General features: G+C 48.0%; 16 protein-coding genes. 10 read left to right on the plus strand and 6 right to left on the minus strand.

Annotated elements, in window-relative coordinates:
- Nucleotides 1-4 precede the first annotated feature (4 nt).
- The 3 genes from AOU00_RS13420 to AOU00_RS13430 form a co-directional block, all read right to left on the minus strand.
- Complete coding sequence (locus AOU00_RS13420; RefSeq protein WP_061831789.1) at nt 5-319, minus strand: MazG nucleotide pyrophosphohydrolase domain-containing protein; 315 nt, start codon at nt 317-319, stop codon at nt 5-7.
- A gap of 208 nt (nt 320-527) precedes the next feature.
- Complete coding sequence (locus AOU00_RS13425; protein ID WP_061831790.1) at nt 528-2,267, minus strand: ABC transporter ATP-binding protein; 1,740 nt, start codon at nt 2,265-2,267, stop codon at nt 528-530.
- Nucleotides 2,264-4,018 (minus strand): ABC transporter ATP-binding protein, encoded by a 1,755-nt coding sequence (locus AOU00_RS13430; RefSeq protein WP_061831791.1) that lies wholly within the window; start codon nt 4,016-4,018, stop codon nt 2,264-2,266. Before AOU00_RS13430 ends, AOU00_RS13425 begins: the two co-directional genes overlap by 4 nt.
- Before the next feature lie 153 nt (nt 4,019-4,171).
- Between AOU00_RS13430 and AOU00_RS13435 the strand changes: the two genes are divergently transcribed.
- The 3 genes from AOU00_RS13435 (at nt 4,172) to argS (ending at nt 7,271) form a co-directional block, all read left to right on the plus strand.
- Entirely contained in the window at nt 4,172-5,062 is an 891-nt protein-coding gene (locus AOU00_RS13435; protein ID WP_061831804.1) for a LysR family transcriptional regulator, read from the plus strand.
- Nucleotides 5,063-5,154: 92 nt separating this feature from the next.
- Complete coding sequence (locus tag AOU00_RS13440; RefSeq protein ID WP_081112515.1) at nt 5,155-5,589, plus strand: YwiB family protein; 435 nt, start codon at nt 5,155-5,157, stop codon at nt 5,587-5,589.
- Nucleotides 5,590-5,591: 2 nt separating this feature from the next.
- Entirely contained in the window at nt 5,592-7,271 is a 1,680-nt protein-coding gene (gene argS / locus AOU00_RS13445; protein ID WP_061831792.1) for an arginine--tRNA ligase, read from the plus strand.
- Nucleotides 7,272-7,382: 111 nt separating this feature from the next.
- Here argS and AOU00_RS13450 read toward each other — a convergent pair whose 3' ends face one another.
- Both AOU00_RS13450 and AOU00_RS13455 read right to left on the minus strand, forming a co-directional pair.
- Nucleotides 7,383-8,243, minus strand: coding sequence for a hypothetical protein (locus AOU00_RS13450; protein ID WP_061831793.1), 861 nt, complete (start codon nt 8,241-8,243; stop codon nt 7,383-7,385).
- Between the two features lie 126 nt (nt 8,244-8,369).
- On the minus strand, nt 8,370-9,263 hold the full coding sequence (locus tag AOU00_RS13455; protein ID WP_061831794.1) for a LysR family transcriptional regulator: 894 nt from the start codon (nt 9,261-9,263) through the stop codon (nt 8,370-8,372).
- Between the two features lie 202 nt (nt 9,264-9,465).
- Here AOU00_RS13455 and AOU00_RS13460 point away from each other — a divergent pair, with 202 nt between their 5' ends.
- Genes AOU00_RS13460 through AOU00_RS13475 form a run of 4 tightly spaced genes read left to right on the plus strand, consistent with a single transcriptional unit; the run spans nt 9,466 to nt 14,612 of the window.
- Complete coding sequence (locus AOU00_RS13460) at nt 9,466-10,464, plus strand: ABC transporter ATP-binding protein (protein ID WP_061831795.1); 999 nt, start codon at nt 9,466-9,468, stop codon at nt 10,462-10,464.
- A 20-nt stretch (nt 10,465-10,484) separates the two neighbouring features.
- On the plus strand, nt 10,485-11,555 hold the full coding sequence (locus AOU00_RS13465) for an ABC transporter substrate-binding protein (protein WP_061831796.1): 1,071 nt from the start codon (nt 10,485-10,487) through the stop codon (nt 11,553-11,555).
- A gap of 4 nt (nt 11,556-11,559) precedes the next feature.
- The gene (locus AOU00_RS13470; RefSeq protein WP_061831797.1) at nt 11,560-13,230 is read left to right on the plus strand and encodes an ABC transporter permease; all 1,671 of its coding nucleotides are present in this window, start codon (nt 11,560-11,562) and stop codon (nt 13,228-13,230) included.
- Nucleotides 13,227-14,612, plus strand: a complete 1,386-nt coding sequence (locus tag AOU00_RS13475) for an MBL fold metallo-hydrolase (RefSeq protein WP_061831798.1) — start codon at nt 13,227-13,229, stop codon at nt 14,610-14,612. Before AOU00_RS13470 ends, AOU00_RS13475 begins: the two co-directional genes overlap by 4 nt.
- A 14-nt stretch (nt 14,613-14,626) precedes the next feature.
- Here AOU00_RS13475 and AOU00_RS13480 read toward each other — a convergent pair whose 3' ends face one another.
- Entirely contained in the window at nt 14,627-15,787 is a 1,161-nt protein-coding gene (locus AOU00_RS13480) for a S8 family peptidase (protein ID WP_069290791.1), read from the minus strand.
- Nucleotides 15,788-16,191: 404 nt separating this feature from the next.
- Between AOU00_RS13480 and rpoE the strand changes: the two genes are divergently transcribed.
- The 3 genes from rpoE to AOU00_RS13495 all read left to right on the plus strand — a co-directional run bounded on the left by rpoE (nt 16,192) and on the right by AOU00_RS13495 (nt 19,329).
- Nucleotides 16,192-16,743 (plus strand): DNA-directed RNA polymerase subunit delta, encoded by a 552-nt coding sequence (rpoE, locus tag AOU00_RS13485; RefSeq protein ID WP_013308216.1) that lies wholly within the window; start codon nt 16,192-16,194, stop codon nt 16,741-16,743.
- A gap of 402 nt (nt 16,744-17,145) precedes the next feature.
- A complete protein-coding gene (locus AOU00_RS13490; RefSeq protein WP_013368772.1) occupies nt 17,146-18,747 on the plus strand; it encodes a CTP synthase in 1,602 nt (533 codons plus the stop codon).
- Nucleotides 18,748-18,960: 213 nt separating this feature from the next.
- On the plus strand, nt 18,961-19,329 hold the full coding sequence (locus tag AOU00_RS13495) for a response regulator (RefSeq protein ID WP_013308218.1): 369 nt from the start codon (nt 18,961-18,963) through the stop codon (nt 19,327-19,329).
- Nucleotides 19,330-19,431 lie beyond the last annotated feature (102 nt).

The following is a 19,431-nucleotide window of genomic DNA, read 5'->3' on the forward strand; positions in this document are numbered from 1 at the left end:
TCCTTTATGTATATCTTTTTGCAAGTTTTTGCTGGTGTGTTCGGAATATATCCTCCAAGGTGATGTCATACTTGTTGGCGATCACGATGAGATTACCCAGTACGTCTCCAAGTTCTTCAGTTAAATGCTCCTTGTTCTCCTCGAATGAACCATCGATCTCATCAGGCCGGTCTCTGCCAATCTCCAGGGCGCGAATAGCTCTCGCAACCTCCCCGGTTTCCTCTGCCAAGAAACCAATTCGGACGAAGATATCTAAATCCGACCAGTTTCTCTCCTGATAATATTGCTTGACCCACTTTTGAAATTCATTAATATCCATATTCAGCCTCCCAACTGAAACCCACGCATAGGTGTTGGCTATACACAAACCATAAGGTTTAGATGAAACGGAAACGTTTGTTCGTGTTTTATTATATAATATAAGGGGGGATTTATCAAAGAGAAATTAAAAAGCCGTTTGCTTAAAAAGCAACCGACTTTTTTAAAGAACGTTGACCTTAATAATGCGACCGTATCCGTTCAGTCTTTTAAGCTGTAGTGAACTGGCTGTTATAGAGCGAGGCATAATGGCCGCCGCTGGCAAGCAGTCCCTCATGGGTACCGCTTTCCACGACATCGCCGTTTTTCATGTATAAAATCAAATCCGCTTCGCGGATGGTTGATAGTCTGTGGGCGATTACAAAGCTGGTGCGTCCGGCAATCATTTTCATAAATGCTTTTTGGATACGTGCTTCTGTCAGGGTATCTATGCTGCTGGTGGCTTCATCCAGGATTAGCATAGGTGGATCGACGAGGATCACCCTCGCGATGGTGAGCAGCTGTTTTTGGCCTTGCGACAGGCTGTCGCCTGACCCGCTAATGACCGTATCGTAGCCATGAGGCAGTCGCTTGATGAAGCTATGCGCATTGGCAGCTGTTGCAGCCGCGATGAATTCTTCATCCGTGGCCTCTGGCTTCCCGTAAGCGATATTGTCCCGAATGGTCCCGCTGAACAGCCATGTATCTTGAAGCACCATACCAAAGTTAGTCCGTAGGCTGTTCCGGCTCATGTCGTTGATATTCACCCCGTCGATGGATATCGAGCCGCTGTCCACATCGTAAAATCGCATGAGCAGATTGACGAGTGTGGTTTTGCCAGCTCCGGTCTGCCCAACAATGGCCACACGAGTGCCTGGCTTTACCTCCAAACTAAAGTTCGTAATGAGCGTACGTTCCGGGTTATAGGAGAATTTGACATGATCAAAAAGAATCGTGCCTTTGCTGCGCTCCAGCTGTACGGCGTTCGATTTTTCGGGCTGCTCTGGCGGTGAGTCCAAAATAGCAAATATGCGCTGAGCAGAAGCCGTAGCTGCCTGGAACTGGGTCAGCACACCCGTAATTTCATTAAAGGGCTTGGCGAACAAATTGGTATAAATCAGAAAGCTCGACAATCCGCCTACCGAGATCCCACCTAAAATAATGGAGATACAGCCAATCATGGCGGTGACTGAAAAAGTCATGTTGTTCACCAATCGGGTAGAGGGGTTGGACAATGATCCGTAAAACTGCGATTTCACTCCGGCTTGATACAATTGTTCGTTTCTGGCGGAAAATTCCTCAAGCGAGCGGTTTTCATAATGAAAAGCGGTAACTACCCGTTGCCCGCCGATCATTTCTTCCACATAACCGTTCAGGCTTCCTAAAATTTTGGCCTGTTCGCGGAACATACGCTGCGATCTTGTGGTAATGAACCGTGCTACGCCATATGTGATCGGGGCAGACACCAATACGACCAACGTCATGATCGGACTGATATACAGCATGAGTACAATGGAGCCTATAATCGTAATAATCCCGGTAATCAATGTGGAAAAGCCTTGCAGCAATCCATCCGACACAGCATCCATATCGTTCACAAAACGGCTAATGCTGTCTCCTTGCGGGTGAGTGTCATGAAAGCTTAACGGAAGGATATTAAAATGATCAAATAACTCCCGCCGCATATCATTTACGGTCTGAAAAGCAATACGGTTCGTCAAATACGTGAGCAGCCAGCTAAATAGACTGCCTACAACATATACAATGCCTAATCCAGCTAGAATCTGCGCAATACCTTTAAAATCCACTGCTCCCTTATCCACCATATGGTCGATAGCCTGACCAATCATGTAGGGTCCAATCAGACTGGCAAGCACGCTGAGAATTGCACTGACGATGACCCAACATGTTGTTGTTTTATATTGACCCACATAGGTTAACAATCTTCTCCAGGTTTCCTTGCCACTCATTGGTCTACCTCCTGCGTTGAGAGCTGGGAATGATTAATTTCCTGATATACATCTGAGCTGCTCATCAACTGTTCATGTGTGCCGATACCGACAATCCGTCCCTCATCAAACACAATTATTTTATCAGCATGCTGTACGCTGCTTACTCGTTGCGAGACCAACAGGACGGTCATGCTGGTGCTATTTTCCCGTAACGATTTACGGAGGGCGGCGTCGGTTGCAAAATCAAGTGCGCTTGAGGAGTCATCCAAAATGAGAATTTGCGGATTGCCGACAATAGCTCGGGCAATGGTAAGTCGCTGCTTTTGTCCTCCTGACAAATTAAGCCCCCCTCGGGTGATCGGAGCATCGAATTTTTCCGGCAGGTTGGAAATGAACTCATCCGCTTGCGCGATTGCTGCGGCTTGAGCGACTTCCTCGTCGGTAGCGTGTTCATGCCCCCAACGGATATTATCCGCTATAGTACCAGTGAACAGCAGTGCCTTCTGAGGGACAATTCCGATTTTCTGCCGCAATTGCTCGAGCTTATATTGCCGAACGTCGATGCCATCAACCTGCACACGACCCTCTACCGCATCATAGAAGCGGGGAATAAGATTCACAAAGGTGGATTTCCCCGAACCTGTTCCTCCGATGATGCCGACCGTTTCACCGGGATAGATGTTTACTACTACATCGCTCAGTGCCAGTTGTCCTGTCTTATTGTATCCAAAGGAAACATGATCAAAAGAGATGGCTGGTACAGCGCCATGCTCACTTGCTCCCTCCCTGTCTATAGATGTAGGGGTAGCAGCAGTGTCGGAAATCGAAGCTTGTGTGTCTAGGACCTCCTGAATACGCGCTGCTGAAGTGGCAGCTTTGGTGAACAAAATAATTAAATTGGTTACCACAATCAGAGCCAGTAAAATTTGCGTAATGTAATTAATGAAGGCAATAATCTCCCCTTGTGTAAGAGATCCATATTGGATATGGATGCCGCCGATCCACAGGATAGCAATAATAGCTCCGTTCACCACCAACAAGGTGGCGGGGCTTAGCAAAGCAGAAATACGTCCGACACGAATAGCAGTCTGGGTCAGGTCATCTGAGGCGGCATTGAACTTTACTCGTTCAGCTCCTCTTTTGGCAAATGCACGTATGACCCGTACGCCTGTAAGATTTTCGCTAAGTACCAGAGCGATTTTATCGAGTTTTTTCTGGTATAGCCGGTACAGGGGAGAAGCCTTCGTAATGACTACATACAGAATCAAAGCCAGAATCGGTGTAGCCGCCAATAGCACCAAAGCAAGGCGGAAGTCCAGAATCATGGACATGATAATCGCCCCGATACAAATAAAAGGAGCACGAATGACCAAACGAATCAACATCGCAACAGCTGTTTGCAGCTGATTGACATCATTCGTAATCCGGTTGATAAGCGAGGGTGTACCGAATTTATCGAGATCAGCATAAGAAAACGAAGAAATATGCTTAAACATCGTATTGCGCAGCGTAGTTCCGAATCCTTGAGAGGCACGAGCTGCGTAAAACTGACACACTAATGAACTGCCAAAGCCCAGTATAGTCATGAGTAACATCAAAAGACCCATCTGCCAAACATAATGGGTGTCTCCTTTACCTACGCCATGATTGATCATTAAAGCAACCATCGTAGGCAGCAATAGTTCCAGGATGGCCTCAATTAGTTTAAACAGAGGTCCAAGAATCGTTTCCTTTTTATAGGGTTTCAAAAAAACAGCAAATTTCAGCAAATAAACCATCACCTAACCTGAATAATGTATATAGCCTCATGCCGCAATAGCATAACTGAATTTGATTATGGCATATCCCAAACCATATGAATAATATTTAATATATATTAGAGGTATAGGTTTTACATATATCAGTACCGGAGGTCCAAAATGATGGAATTGAGACATCTCAAGTATTTTTTGGCGATCGCAGAGGCCGGACAGATTACAGCGGCAGCCAAAAAGCTGCAAATCGCGCAGCCTCCCTTAAGTCAGCAGCTCATGCAGCTAGAGGAAGAGCTTGGCGTAAAGCTCGTGCATCGAGGCTCACGAAGCATCCAGTTGACGGAGGCCGGCATTATTTTACAGAACAGGGCCAAGCAGATTTTGGAGCTGACAGATGCCACGACAAGAGAGATAAACGATTTTGCCATGGGGATGAAAGGTACGCTCACCATTGGAACGGTCTCCTCCTCTGGGGCAACGCTGATGAAAGACAGGCTTTCCGAATTTCATAAAACCTATGCGGGTGTGAAATTTGAAATTCATGAGGGAAATACGTTCATGATTCTCGATCTTTTGAACAAAGGAATTGTCGAGGTCGGTATCGTCAGAACCCCTTTTAATACTACCGATTTAGGGTGTAGATATGCGTCCACTGAGCCGATGATAGCAGTGATGACAGAAGAATATGACTGGAACCCCGAACAGAAGACCATTTCATTGTCTGAGTTGAAGAACAGGCCGCTCATCGTATATCGCCGCTTTGAACAATTGATCCACGACACTTGTATGAAGTATGGCTTTGAGCCGAATTTCTTTTGTAAAAACGATGATGCTCGCACCACGCTTCACTGGGCTAATGAAGGGCTGGGGATCGGTATGATTTCGCGGTCTGCGTTGTCACTCGGAAGCAATAACCAGTTAATCGTTAAGGAAATTATGTGTGAGGAATTGCATACACGTGTGGCGGCTGTCTGGCTGAAGGATAAATACATGTCTTCTCTAGCCTCTCGATTCATCGAAAGTTTTAGCCAAGCATCCGATGGAGCTGACTTAAGGTAGCTGAATTTTTTGGATGAAAGCATCTTTTTGTAAAAACTCATTTGAATTGCAATCGGGAACTGGATATAGTAGTACAGTAGGATAGCAATAGAATGGAGTTTGAATACATGCCACATAATGCAAAGGTCCGAATCCGTCTTCATAGTCATCATGACGGAGAAGATGTGGTACAGGAACTTCCCGGAGAAGCGATCGTGCGTGGGAAGCATCTATATATAAGGTACGATGAGCCGCAAGAAAGTCCTGAGGGCGGTACGACACGGAACACAGTCAAAATCGGATCGGATGAGCTAAAGCTGATTCGTCACGGTGAGGTACAATCAGAGCAGTCGTTTGCGCTGGGACGCAGGTTGCCTGGATTTTACCGCTCGCCTTATTTAAACCTGAACATGTCTGCGCATACGCAGAAGCTCGATATTCGGATGGATGGTTTCACCGGACATGTGAGCTGGACCTATGATCTGTACGTATTTGAGGATTTCTCGGGGCATTTTGCCATCAGTTTGCATATACAGGAGGAGCAATAATCATGACAAGCAATCCACTGGAACTTATTAATCAAAAGGTGACTTCAGCAATCGAGGCGGCGGTGCTGGCTACCGGAATCGTGAGCCGCGAAGAGCTGCCGACCATTACGCTGGAGGTGCCAAAGGACAAGTCACACGGTGATTTGGCTACCAACGCTGCGATGCAGCTCACCCGCATTGCAAAGAAGAACCCACGGCAAATCGCTGAAGATTTGATCGCGAATATGGATTTAGCTTCCGCTTCTATTGAAAGTGCGGAAATCGCTGGACCGGGCTTTATTAACTTTCGCCTGAACAAGAGCTACCTGTATGCAGTCATTGGGCAAGTGCAGGAGCAGGGGACAGATTACGGGCGTATACAGGAAGGTGCAGGCAAAAAGGTACAAATCGAGTTTGTCAGCGCCAATCCGACAGGTAGCCTTCACTTAGGTCATGCACGTGGTGCAGCCGTAGGGGATGCTCTCTGCAACGTGCTTGATTTTGCAGGATACAAAGTAACTCGTGAATACTACATTAATGATGCGGGCAACCAGATTTACAACATGAGCCGCTCTATTGAAGCGCGTTATTTGCAGGAGCTGGGACAGCCTGCGGAGATGCCGGAGGATGGTTACCATGGTGAGGATATCATCGGGTTTGCCAAGGAACTGGTGGCCGAAAAGGGCGATTCTCTGTTGTCCATGGAACCGGGAGATCGCGCAGCTTATTTCCGTGACTACGGTCTGGAAAAGGAACTGAACAAGATCAAGCGCGACCTGGAGCTGTTCCGTGTACCTTTTGACTCCTGGTTCAGCGAAACATCACTGTATGAAAACGGTGAAGTGCTTAAAGCGCTGAATGAGCTGCGTGACCGTGAGGAGATTTACGAGAAGGACGGAGCTACATGGCTCAATACGACCAAGTACGGCGACGATAAAGACCGTGTCTTGATCAAAAATGACGGTACATATACGTACCTAACCCCAGATATCGCTTACCATCGCGATAAATATGCTCGTGGTTATGACACGATCATCAACATTTGGGGAGCGGATCACCACGGCTACATTCCACGGATGAAGGCAGCAATGGAAGCACTGGGCAATGATCCAGATAAGCTTAAAGTGCTGATTGCCCAAATGGTCAGCTTGTTCCAAAATGGGGAAAAAGTAAAAATGTCCAAACGTACCGGCAAGGCCGTGACGATGGAAGATCTGATGGAAGAAGTGGGTGTAGACGCGATCCGTTACTTCTTCACTATGCGCAGCATGGATTCGCACCTGGATTTTGACATGGATTTGGCGATTTCCACTTCCAATGAGAATCCAGTATTCTACGTACAATATGCGCACGCACGTGCATGTAGCGTATATCGTCAAGCCGAAGAGCAAGGTATTGCTGTGCTGCCGTTGGCGGAAGTTGACTTGTCCAAGCTGACGGCTGAACATGAATACGATCTGTTACGCAAAATCGGTGAGCTGCCGGAAGAAGTATCGGTAGCGGCTGCAAACTTTGCACCACACCGTATGATTCGCTATGTCTACGAGCTGGCTTCATTGTTCCACAGCTACTATAAGGCAGAGCGCGTCATCACAGAGGATGCCGCTCAAACACAGGCACGCTTGGCGTTGTTTGGTGCGGTGCGCACGACCATTGCCAACGTACTGAAGCTGGTGGGCGTGTCTGCACCAGAACGTATGTAAGCAAGCAACTTTAACATATTGACTTTGTAGTCATATAAATAATAATAAAAGGAACCGTTCGTATCACCCTCAACAGGGTGGCGCTTCGGTTCCTTTTTATGTTGGATTAGCTTAGTAGCGTTCCAGTACCAAATTCGTTTTCAGGGAATCGGCGGGAACCAGCCATCCTTTGGATTGCAACAGGTTCATCAGCTTGGTGCGGTTGCTGGCGGCAACACTGTAATCCGAGGTTTTGAAGGAGATTTCGATAATAGAATCTGTACCTGATCCGTTTGCGCTGCGAATAGGCCATATTTCAACGTCGGTATCCAATCCCTGAAAGCTACCCTCGTATTTACTGACCTGTACAGGACCGCGTACTCTGGAGTCTGCCAAGGTTTGTTTGCCCCAATTGCTATTTTTCCAGTTTTGCAGCTTGCCCGGAAGATTATCCTGCAATTGCTTTAATGCTTGATCTGGGGAAGGCAGAGCCAATCCTTTGGAGGCGTTTGTTTTTTTATCATTGGAAAAGCTTAGTGTTTGCTTGCTGTATCCCCAATCCACCTCAGCCTCATAATTATCATCAGATGCGCTGAACCCTTCTTTATTCGCTTGGGTGAGCGCCGCGTCGATATTTCCATTTGTGACCGTATAGCGCTTTTTGTAGGTTAATTCATAATTTTTTTTGTCCTCTTTTTTGCGAAATCTCACGTTCCAGCCCTCGTCATTCAATTGCAATGAATTTGTATCAAAATACTCGACGCTCAATCGTTGTGCATCGTTGCTAATTTGAAACTCGTTCACGATGCCACTTTTTAATGAGCCATCCGCATTGAGGACCTGAGCCGTATCCAGTAGTAGCTTCACCTCATAGCTTGGTGTGGCATTGGCGGCGGCTTGTACCGGTTCTGCTCCTTTCCATCCTGTTACGAGCAGTACTGCACTCAGAGTTACTACCGACATCAATTTGGTGATACGAAGGCCTGTTTTCATTTCATCCTCTCCTGTTCGTCCGAATAGGTTACACGCTACACTTTACGGGTATATTGTCAGTCGTATGTCAAAGCAAGAGGGGACTCCGGTTAAAAAATTACATAATTTCTATATGACGGGTAAGATTTAATCTTGGTTCCATGACAAATATTCGGTGAATCTGTGAATGAGCGCCGAGCGATGACGGTCTTTGTTGCTGACCATATAGATGTACCGCTCAACAGACTGCCCCGGAATAGGTCTTACAACCAGTAAGCCCCGGTCAACCTCTGACTGTACGGCAATGCGAGAGATAAAGGAGATGTGTTCTCCCAGCATAACCGCCTGTTTAATGGCTTCTAGTGAATCCAGCTCCAGGTAGGAAGGAAGTCGCCGACTCCCACGCTCCAGCCATTTGTCGGTCACATGGCGTGTGCTGGATTCCTTGCCATGTAATACGAAGGAGGAAGAAGCGATCAGCTCGGGCGTCAAATCGGTTTCGTTGGCGAGCGGATGAGTGGGTGAGCAGATGAGTATCAGTTCATCTTCGCCTAAGGATTCTGAGAGTAGCGTTGGGGATTGAAACGGCTCTGCCGAAATGATGCCGAGGTCAATTTCGTGGCGAGCGAGCATGTCCTTGATCACGGGCGCTGTTTTCACAGACAAGGCGATGTGAATGCCCGGATGCTCACGGGCAAAGCGGTGCAGCACAGCAGGAAGTAGGTAGGTAGCGGGTACATAGCTTGCGCCAATACGTATACTTCCCCGCTGGAGCGTATCGAACTCGCGGACGACTCGCTCAGCTTCAGCAGCCAGTGCATTAATTTTGCTGGCATAGTGCAGCAGTGCATTTCCGGCATCCGTCAGGATGATTTTGCCCATACGTGTGTCAAACAGCTTTACTCCGAATTCACGCTCCAGATTTTTCATATGAAAAGTAACGGTGGGTTGCTTCAGGCCAAGAAGCTCGGCGACTGTGGTGATTTTATGGTGCTTATTTAGCAGCTCTACAATATGTAACTTTAAAAGACTTAAGTTCACTTAGAATGCCTCGCTTTCAGGTTAATCAAACAATCTTGCCTATTACTATGGGTAGAAGCATCAACCCCCTCTATATAGATTAAATCTATGAGTGTTAACACAATTCATTGAAATAATTAATTTTGTTTTAACTTTCCAATAACACAGGTTGCGAATTCAAGTTTTACACTGGGGTCAGTCAGAAGAACAGGCAGGTAATGCGATGAATCAGGATCTATATATTCACGGATTAAGTAAAACCTTTAGCCAAATAACCGCGCTGCATGAGACGAATCTGGTAGTACGACGGGGCAAATTCACAACACTGCTCGGACCGTCCGGCTGTGGGAAAACAACGCTCTTGCGCTTGATTGCTGGTCTGGAGACACCCGATACTGGCACAATCACGATGGGAGAGGAAATCCTTTTTTCGGCAGAACGCAAAAAGGATATTCCCGCACATCTCCGCCACTTTGGGATGGTCTTCCAGGATTTCGCGCTGTGGCCGCATATGACGGTGTTTGAAAATGTGGCCTTCGGCCTGCGTGCGGGCAAGCGAGGGAAAGGGTTCGCCAGCGTACGAGACAAGGAACTGCGGACCGTGGTGCTGGAGGCGCTCGATATGGTCAGATTGTCAGGGATGGAGGATCGGTATCCTCATCAGCTGTCCGGTGGCCAGCAGCAGCGGGTTGCCTTTGCAAGAGCGGTTGCTATCCGGCCTCGACTTGTGTTGTTCGACGAGCCACTCAGTGCGCTGGATGCGGTGCTACGGGAGGAGATGCGCATTGAGATGCTATCGCTTGTGCGCGATCTGGGGCTGACCGCTCTATATGTCACCCATGATCAGATCGAGGCCATGTCCATGTCTGATGAAGTGGTTGTTATGAAAAGTGGACATATTTTGCAGACCGGAACACCAGAGGTGATCTACGGTTGCCCGGCTCATCCAGAGGTGGCGAGGTTTATTGGCAAATCCAACTGGCTGGAGCCGGAACGGACACTATTTCGTCCTGAACATGTGCGTTGGGAACAGGAGCAAGCGGATCAGCATGCTTTTACAGTAGAGATCCTGCATGTCAGCTATGTCGGCGATCGTTATGAAATTCGTATACTAGCCGAGAACGGCGAGCAATGGACTGCATATCATTCCATCCGCTTGCCCATAGGTCAACAAATGCGCATTTGGGTATCACCGCAACACATCCACCAACTTGAAGCATAGGGAAAAGGGGTATATATAAGATGATGAATAGGCATATTTTTCGTACAGGATGGAAAAAAGGGACGATGCTCGCATTAACCTTGACTTTTGGACTCGCTGTGGCGGGTTGCGGAACAGCTACAACATCCAAGGATGAGGCACAAACTACTGGATCAGCAGGACAAGCGGAGGCGGCATCCACCGATCAGAAGTTGGTGGTCTACAGCGCAGGCCCGGATGGACTGGCGAAAAAGCTGGTAGCAGGGTATGAGGCGCAGAGCGGAGTTAAGGTAGAGTTGTTCCAGGGAACGACAGGAAAAATTTTGGCCCGTATGGAAGCCGAGAAGACGAATCCGGTAGCGGACGTGGTTGTGCTGGCATCGCTTCCGTCTGTACAAGGCTTGAAAAAGGAAGGACTCACGCTGCCTTACCCGGATGCCAAGAACGCAGACAAGCTAAATCCAGACTGGTCCGATAAGGAAGGCAACTACTTCAGTACCAGTGCTTCTGCTCTGGGTATTGCGTATAACACGAAGCTGGTGAAAACACCACCAACTTCATGGGCTGATTTGGCGAAGCCTGAGTACAAGGATCAGGTTAATATTCCCGATCCATCCCTGTCCGGCTCAGCGTTGGATTTTATGACAGGCTATCTGAGCGCCAAGGGCGATGGAGGCTGGACGTTGTTCGAGCAGTACAAGGCTAACGGTGTTGCTATGGCTGGTGCCAATCAGGAAGCGCTGGACCCCGTGATTACCGGAGCTAAAGGTGTAGTCGTCGCTGCGGTCGATTACATGACCTACAAGGCTAAAGCCAAAGGTGAGCCGATTGATATCGTCTATCCGACAGAGGGAACAGTCATCAGCCCACGTCCTGCCGCAATTCTCAAGTCAACGCAGCATGAGCAGAATGCCAAGGCATTTATTGATTATCTGTTGTCGGAAGAGGCACAGAAACTAGTAGCAGATGCCTCCTTACTCCCGGGCCGCACGGATGTCAAAGCCGACAAGCGTGCCAACCTGGACGAGATTCCATTGTTGAAGACCAATTGGGAATGGATGGGCGAGCATGGATCAGACGTGACGGAGAAGTTCACGCAAATGTTCAAGTAAGCCGATGGGAGGCTTATCCGTTAAACACATCAGAGCGTGGTGTCTGACGCTGGCTCTAATCGCGCTTCTTTTCCTGATTGTGATGCCGTTGCTGCAAATCTTTATCCAAAGTGTATATGTTGATGAAAAATTTCAATGGGATGCGCCTTTTCGAACGTTAGCTGCTTCACCATTTGCAGGCGTGCTATTCAGTTCAATTTGGCTAGGCATCTGTGTGATTGCAGGAACGACGGTACTTGCACTTCCGCTAGCCTGGATCATGTCCAACACTCGTCTTGCACACTGGCGCTGGTTGGATGTCGTGTTGCTGATTCCGTTTATGACCCCGCCCTATATCGGGTCCATGGGCTGGATTTTGTTTATGCAAAAAAACGGATATCTGGAGCAATTGTTCCCGAACCTGCATTTCTTAACGCCGTCCTTCTTTAGTCTTGGTGGCATGGTGATGATTATGAGTCTGCATCTGTTTCCATTCCTGTATCTGCTGCTGCGCGGGGCGCTGGTGAGGATTGGCGGGAGCCTGGAAGAGGCGGGAGCCGTAATGGGCGGCGGCTTTCTGTACAGGTTCCGTCGAATCATTTTACCGCTACTGCTATCAGCTTACGGAATGGGCGCGTTGCTCATTTTCGTTAAAACGATTGCCGAGTTTGGTACCCCCGCTACCTTTGGGCGACGTATCGGGTATGAGGTCATGACTTCGGAAATCCACAAGTATATTTCCAGTTGGCCTATAGACTTTGGCAAAGCGACGTCAATGGCCTCGGTGCTGTTAACCGCCTGCCTGCTCATGTGGTATGCGCAGTCGGTGATCAACCGAAAGTTTACGTACAGGCTGGTAGGTGGTAAAGGTTCGCGTCCGTCCCGTCTCCGTATATCCGGCTGGACTACGGGGCTGAGTGTTGCATTCATTCTATTGTTGCTCATTGCGTCCATTGGCATTCCTTATTTTTCAATTCTTTCAGCCTCGACGATGAAGCTGAGGGGAATGGGCCTTGCCTGGGATAATTTGACGCTCGACTCTTACAAGGAACTGCTGTCTTGGGGATCAGAGAGCATGGAGGCGCTCCTGAACAGCGTATTTCTCTCTTTGGGCGCTTCGACGCTTGCTGTGGTGCTGGGCACTTGGTTTGCGCTTGTCATTGGCGGCTCACGCACGAGAATCCAACGGACAGTTGATGCATTCAGCTTGCTTCCGAATACGGTTCCGGGAATTGTTATGGTGGTCGGCCTGATTTTGTGGTGGAACTCGCCGTGGATGCCGATCCCTTTGTATAACACATACGGCATGGTCATTCTGACGTATGTTATCTTGTTTGTTCCTTATACGGTGCAGTATGTCAAAAGCGCCTTTACACAGGTGGACACGGGGCTTTTTCAGGCGGGGCAGGTATTTGGCGGTCGACCGTCTTACATATTCCGCCGGATTGTACTGCCGCTGATTGTACCGGGAATGCTCGCTGGTTGGATGATGACATTTACGATCGCTTCACGCGAGCTGGTAGGATCGTTGCTGATTTTGCCGCCATCCGTTCAGACGTCTGCAACCTACATATTTGCACAATTTGAGCAGGGACAGGTGTCACTTGGGATGGCGATGGCCGTCATATCGGTCGGAATGACCACACTGCTGCTGATCTTAATCGAAAGCTTAAACTCGCAAAGAAAGTGGAAATGATCATGACCAAGCTTAGGATTTGGGGAGGAGCGGGCGAACATGGCCGCTCCTGCTATGTTTTTGAAGGAACGCAGCATCGCGTCATGCTGGATTGTGGCGTGAAAAAGGAAGGAACCGGACAATATCCGGTTTTTCCGCTGCAAAATGCGGAGAGACTGACTACTGTATTGCTGTCTCATGCACATGAAGATCATTCCATGGCGCTCCCCTTACTGTACAAGTATGGATACCGGGGAGTGGTCTGGACGACCAAGGCCACCGCTGAGCAGTTAGGCTCCTATTTTCGCTCCTGGCATACTTATGTTGAATCGAGAGGAGCCGACTTGCCATACGACGAACAGGATATCCAATCCATTGCTTATCGCTATCTAGAAGATGAAGCGCCAGCAGGAGAATGGCTTGAGGCTTGTCCGGGTGTGAGAATCATGTGGGGACGCAGTGGACATTTGGCTGGTGCAGTGTGGTATGTGGTAGAAATGGAAGGGAAGCGGTTGTTTTTTTCTGGAGATTACAGCCGCGAATCTGAACTTCTTGCTGCCGATGCGCCAGACTTGGGTGTTGGGGAGGGGCTGCATGACTTACCTGAATGGAAGTCAGAGCCCAATCTAGCGGACATATCCATTATGGACAATGCCTATGGCATGGATATAGACCCGCAGCCTGTTAAGCTGGAGCGGCTGAGGGTCGAGATGGAGCGGATATTATGGTCTGGAGGTCATGTGTTGTTGCCGGTGCCTGCCTTTGGTAGAGGACAGGACATGATCGTATGGGCTAGCGAGCAATTCCCTGAACAGGCAATGATTGTAGAGCACGACATATGGCAGGGATTGAAACAGTTAAACCGCTGGAAAGAATGGCTGCGTCCAGAAGCCCCGGCGCGAATAAAACATGTGCTAAACAGTGACAGGGTCTTCGTGCCTCGTGATGCTGCGGAACGAGTGAGTCTGCTGGAACAGAACCCAACGGTTATTATCATAACAAGAGACGGCATGATGGATTCCCCACAGGCGCGTTGGTACTATCAGTATCTTTCGGATAACCGCAACATGGGGGAGGGTGAAGATAGCGGAGAAAGCATTAGCAACAGTGTTATATTGACCGGGCATGCTCCACAGGGTTCTTTTGGCAAACATCTGTTGGAACGTGCGGATGAAAATGACAGCTGTGTAGCTCGGCATTTGATTTATAAGGTGCATCAGGGACTATCAGATGTGCGGCAAATGCTGAAGGAGCTGCCTAGCAAACAGGTTGTACTCGTTCATGCGCCAAAGCTGCAGACCGACCTGGTACGAGATGAGTTGATAAGAGAAGGAAATAGTGGATGTGAAGGTCCTGCCAGAAAAGTTCACTCTCTGGAGCCGGGCGCTACACTAGAGGTTTAGCATCACAATATCATTCACTTTGTGCCCTCCTGCATCAATCGGAAGGCATCGACTTCTCCAAGTTTGGTCGAGATAGAGCTCCGTCCGGCGCTTTTACGCAGACGGAGCGGTGTGGCGGTACGCTTAAGCAACGCCTTGATTTCTCCAGGCCCCAGTTCCGGCCTCAGTGAAAGGAGAAGTGCGATGCTTCCGGTCACATGGGAAGTAGCCATAGAGGTACCGCTCATTTCGTGATGCTTGCCGTGGATCCAGGAGGATGTGATCTTTTCGCCAGGTGCGTACACGTCTACAAATTGCCCCCGGTTGCTGAAAGGCGCGATGCGTCTGTATTTGTCGGTAGCCCCCACTGAAATCGTCTGGGAATAGCGGGCTGGATAGTCAATACTTCGGCGCTTGCCCTCATTTCCCGAGGACGCTACAATCACAATGCCGTTATGATATGCTTTATTCACCATATCAAGTAGTGCCTTGCTGCGCGACTTCATACCAAAGCTCATATTGATGATATCGACACGATTTAATACACACCAGTCGATACCAAGGATGATATCGGAGACGTAGGCGGCTCCATTATGATCAAATGCTTTTACGGGATGAATTAAAGCCCGTGGTGCTACGCCGACCATACCTTCGTCATAGTTGGACGCCGCGATAGTTCCAGCAATATGAGTACCATGGCCGTTATCGTCATAGGGTAGCATGGTTCGGTTAAGCAAATTAATACCTCTGGCGAGAGAATGACGAAGATCAGGATGTTGAAAATCCGCTCCTGTGTCGATCACACCGATTCTGACCCGATGCCCTGTCGAGGAAGGCCAAGCCTTGTATGCACGTACCTGTTTGACTCCCCATGGCATGGAAAGGTTCTTTTCTGCTTTTGGTATATGAGCAGTTTCAGCGTGGACCTTCATGCGGGTATCTTCTTCAACGGTGACACCGTTGTGATATTTGCCCAGCCTGTCTCCCCCTGAAAGCGGAGCGATTAAAGCACGGATTAGTCGGGCCGGTTGTACTTGCCGTAATCCCGCAAGCTCGGGTTTCAGCTTCCTGAGATAGGACAGGCATTCCCGGTATTGGTGAGGCTTATCGAACGTGATGATCTGTTTGTTCCGTCCACTGCCGGACGGCTCCGAAATACCCTCATGCAGACGCTGCAAAAAATCCGGATAGTCCATTTGAGACGGTCCCCCTCCGATGAGCCATGCTGAGGTATTGTATGAGCAAGCGTCAACTGCGGCATGGGAAACCTGCCCCTTTTTTATGGAAATAGGCCTGCTTGTCGTGTCAAAGTGGCCGTGGACACATACGATACATGGAGGGCATAAGCTCTTGTGCAACAACTTTGGGGGGTTCTCCCGGAGCGGGTACAGTCGAAGACGGGGGGGACCCCGTCTTTTTATGTATGCCGTCTTGTTTAGAGGGATATTACTGGAAATTATGACGATACCCATCTTTAACTTGCAATTTGCTTCCAAATAGGTTTTACTTAGTTTTGATAATGGATATGTTAGTATTGCATGTATCGTGTATGCTCTGAAACATGTTCTTGTGAATTACGTGTGAGAGGAAGTGTCCCTAGGTGAGTACCCCACTCAACTTGAAGATTGACCCGGAGAAAGTCCACGAGACTCCAATGGTGGATTTGGCATTTATGGTATTGAAAGCAGCCAATACTCCGTATTATTACCGTGACCTGATGAAGGAAGTCGCCAAATTGCGTGGCTTTTCCGACGAAGAAATTAATGACGTTATTGCTCAGCTATATACTGAAATCAACATTGACGGGCGTTTTGCCTGTGTCGGTACGAATCTGTGGGGCTTGAAACGTTGGTATCCGGTAGATAAATCCGAAGATGCCCTGACAGGCGCCAAGCGTCCTCGTATTATTAACGACGAAGACGATGACGACGAAGATGACTATCATGAGGAAGAAGAAACATACAACTCTGATGACGACTTCGATGCAGATAGCGAAGACGAGGATGGCGAAGATGAGCTGTTCGACGGAGAAGAAGATGATGATGATAGTGATGAAGACGTAGTTATAGACGATGAAGACCTCAGTGATGAGGAAGATTCAGAAGATGAAAACGACGATGAGTCGACGGAAGACGACGATTCGCTTCGTTAGGAACAGGCTGCAAGGGGAGATGCGTTCTCCCCTTTTTCATGACCGTTTTCTTGAAAACCTCTTCTGATTTAAAGCTTTCAGGTGGATTCTCTCCAATCTGGTTCAATGGACAAATTAACACGGATAACTTCCTTGACAGCGGATTGGACACGGGGTAAACTATTGCTTGGGCTTATGATTGATTCACTTATATGTTTGCTTTTTGTATAAAAGTGCCCCGTACTACGGGAGTGCTTTTTTGTTTTTTATAGGGGTGTTTTCACTCATGAAAGAGGGCTAAGGGCGGCGGGCATGGAAAATGATTCCGCTGCCTTCTTCATGGATGATAATCCGTGCAAACGGGTTACGATAACATCATAATGTCGCCTGAATTTTGCATCTTATCTAGGAGGGTTTTGAACAGTGACAAAGTATATTTTTGTGACAGGCGGGGTTGTGTCTTCCTTGGGCAAAGGGATTACGGCAGCTTCACTGGGGAGGCTTTTGAAGAACAGGGGACTGAAGGTAACGATCCAAAAATTTGATCCTTACCTGAATGTCGATCCGGGTACGATGAGTCCTTACCAGCACGGTGAAGTGTTTGTAACGGATGATGGTGCGGAAACGGACCTTGACTTGGGACACTATGAGCGCTTTATTGATATTAATCTGTCCAAGAACAGCAATGTCACAACAGGCAAGGTATATTCCAGCGTAATCAGCAAAGAGCGTCGCGGAGAATATTTGGGCGGTACGGTGCAGGTTATCCCTCATATTACGAACGAAATCAAGGAACGCGTGTATCGTGCAGGCCGTGAAGCAGGTTCGGACGTAATTATTACAGAAATCGGCGGTACTGTGGGCGATATTGAAAGCTTGCCATTTTTGGAAGCTATTCGTCAGCTCAAAAGCGAAGTTGGGCGCGAGAATGTGATGTACATTCACGTAACACTCATTCCTTATATTAAAGCTGCTGGTGAGGTTAAAACCAAACCAACTCAGCACAGTGTAAAAGAACTGCGCAGTATCGGTATCCAACCGAATGTCATTGTTTGCCGTACAGAGCATGAACTGTCCTCCGATATGAAGGCTAAAATTGCATTGTTCTGCGATATTGATGCGAATGCAGTGGTAGAATGCCGCGATGCTTCAACCCTCTACGAGGTTCCGTTGAACCTGCGTGAAGAAGGCTTGGACGAAATCGTAGTTAACCACCTCAAGCTGACAACACCTGCACCAGATATGACCGAATGGGAAGGGTTAGTTGATCGAATCAGCAAGCTGGATAAAACGGTTGAGATTGCCATTGTTGGTAAATATGTTGCGTTACATGATGCGTACTTAAGTGTGGTTGAATCACTTTCCCACGCTGGATTTGATGCGAATGCAGACGTAAAAATTCGTTGGGTGAACGCTGAAGAAGTGACGGATGAGAACGTAGCTGACATGCTGGGCGGCATTGGCGGCATTCTCGTACCGGGTGGCTTCGGCGATCGCGGAATTGAAGGCAAAATTAGTACCATTCGTTATGCGCGGGAGCAAAAAATTCCGTTCTTCGGCATTTGTCTGGGTATGCAGGTATCTGTCATTGAGGTTGCCCGTTCCCTGGCTGGTCTCGAAGGAGCCAACAGCTCGGAAATTAACCCGGCTACTGATTATCCTGTCATCGATTTGCTTCCTGACCAAAAAGACATCGAAGATTTGGGCGGTACGATGCGTCTTGGTTTGTATCCATGCAAACTCGTGGAAGGTTCCCTGGCTTCGGCTTGCTACAACGACGAGCTGGTGTACGAAAGACACCGTCATCGGTACGAATTCAATAACGAATATCGTGAAGTTATTGAAAAAGCGGGTCTTCGTATTTCCGGTACTTCACCAGATGGACGCTTGGTGGAAATTGTGGAGCTCCCTGAGCATCCGTGGTTCCTGGCGGTACAATTCCATCCAGAATTTACTTCCCGTCCGAATCGTCCACAGCCTTTGTTCCGTGAATTTGTAAAGGCAGCATTGCAGCTTCAAGGTTAATGCTATGGCTTGTAAGACCTCCTCAGGGAGGTCTTTTTTTATCCCATGCTTCCTGATTATGAAAGAATATTCCACAATTATGTATAAGAGCAGGATTTTCTTTTTGCAGGAGCGAATATAGTTTTAGGTATGGGACGGATATTGTACGTCATCGGACGCTGTTATGGCAATAGCTGCATGATCCTCGTTTTAAGATCTTAGGAGGTTAAAACATTGGAAAAGAAGAAAGTATTAATCGTCGATGACCAGAATGGAATACGGATTTTATTGATGGAAGTGTTCGGAAGTGAGGGTTATGAGACCTTTCAGGCGGCGAACGGGAAAATTGCACTTGAAATTGTTGAGAAGGAACCACCTGATCTGGTTCTGCTCGATATGAAAATTCCAGGTATGGACGGACTCGAAATTCTGAAGCATCTAAAAACCATGAATCCTGATATCAAGGTTATTATGATGACAGCATATGGAGAACTGGACATGATTAAAGAGGCAACGGAGCTAGGTGCGCTAATGCATTTTACCAAGCCCTTTGATATTGACGAAATGCGGATCGCTGTGAACAAGCAACTCAGAGGTGATTAGGTGAGTCACTATGGTTGAGAACTCTGTTAACACAACAGGGTTTTTTGTTTGTGATTATGGGAAATACTGAAAGTAAATCCTCTCCTTATACAATTCTATGGA

The organism is Paenibacillus polymyxa, assembly GCF_001719045.1.
Taxonomy (GTDB): domain Bacteria; phylum Bacillota; class Bacilli; order Paenibacillales; family Paenibacillaceae; genus Paenibacillus; species Paenibacillus polymyxa_B.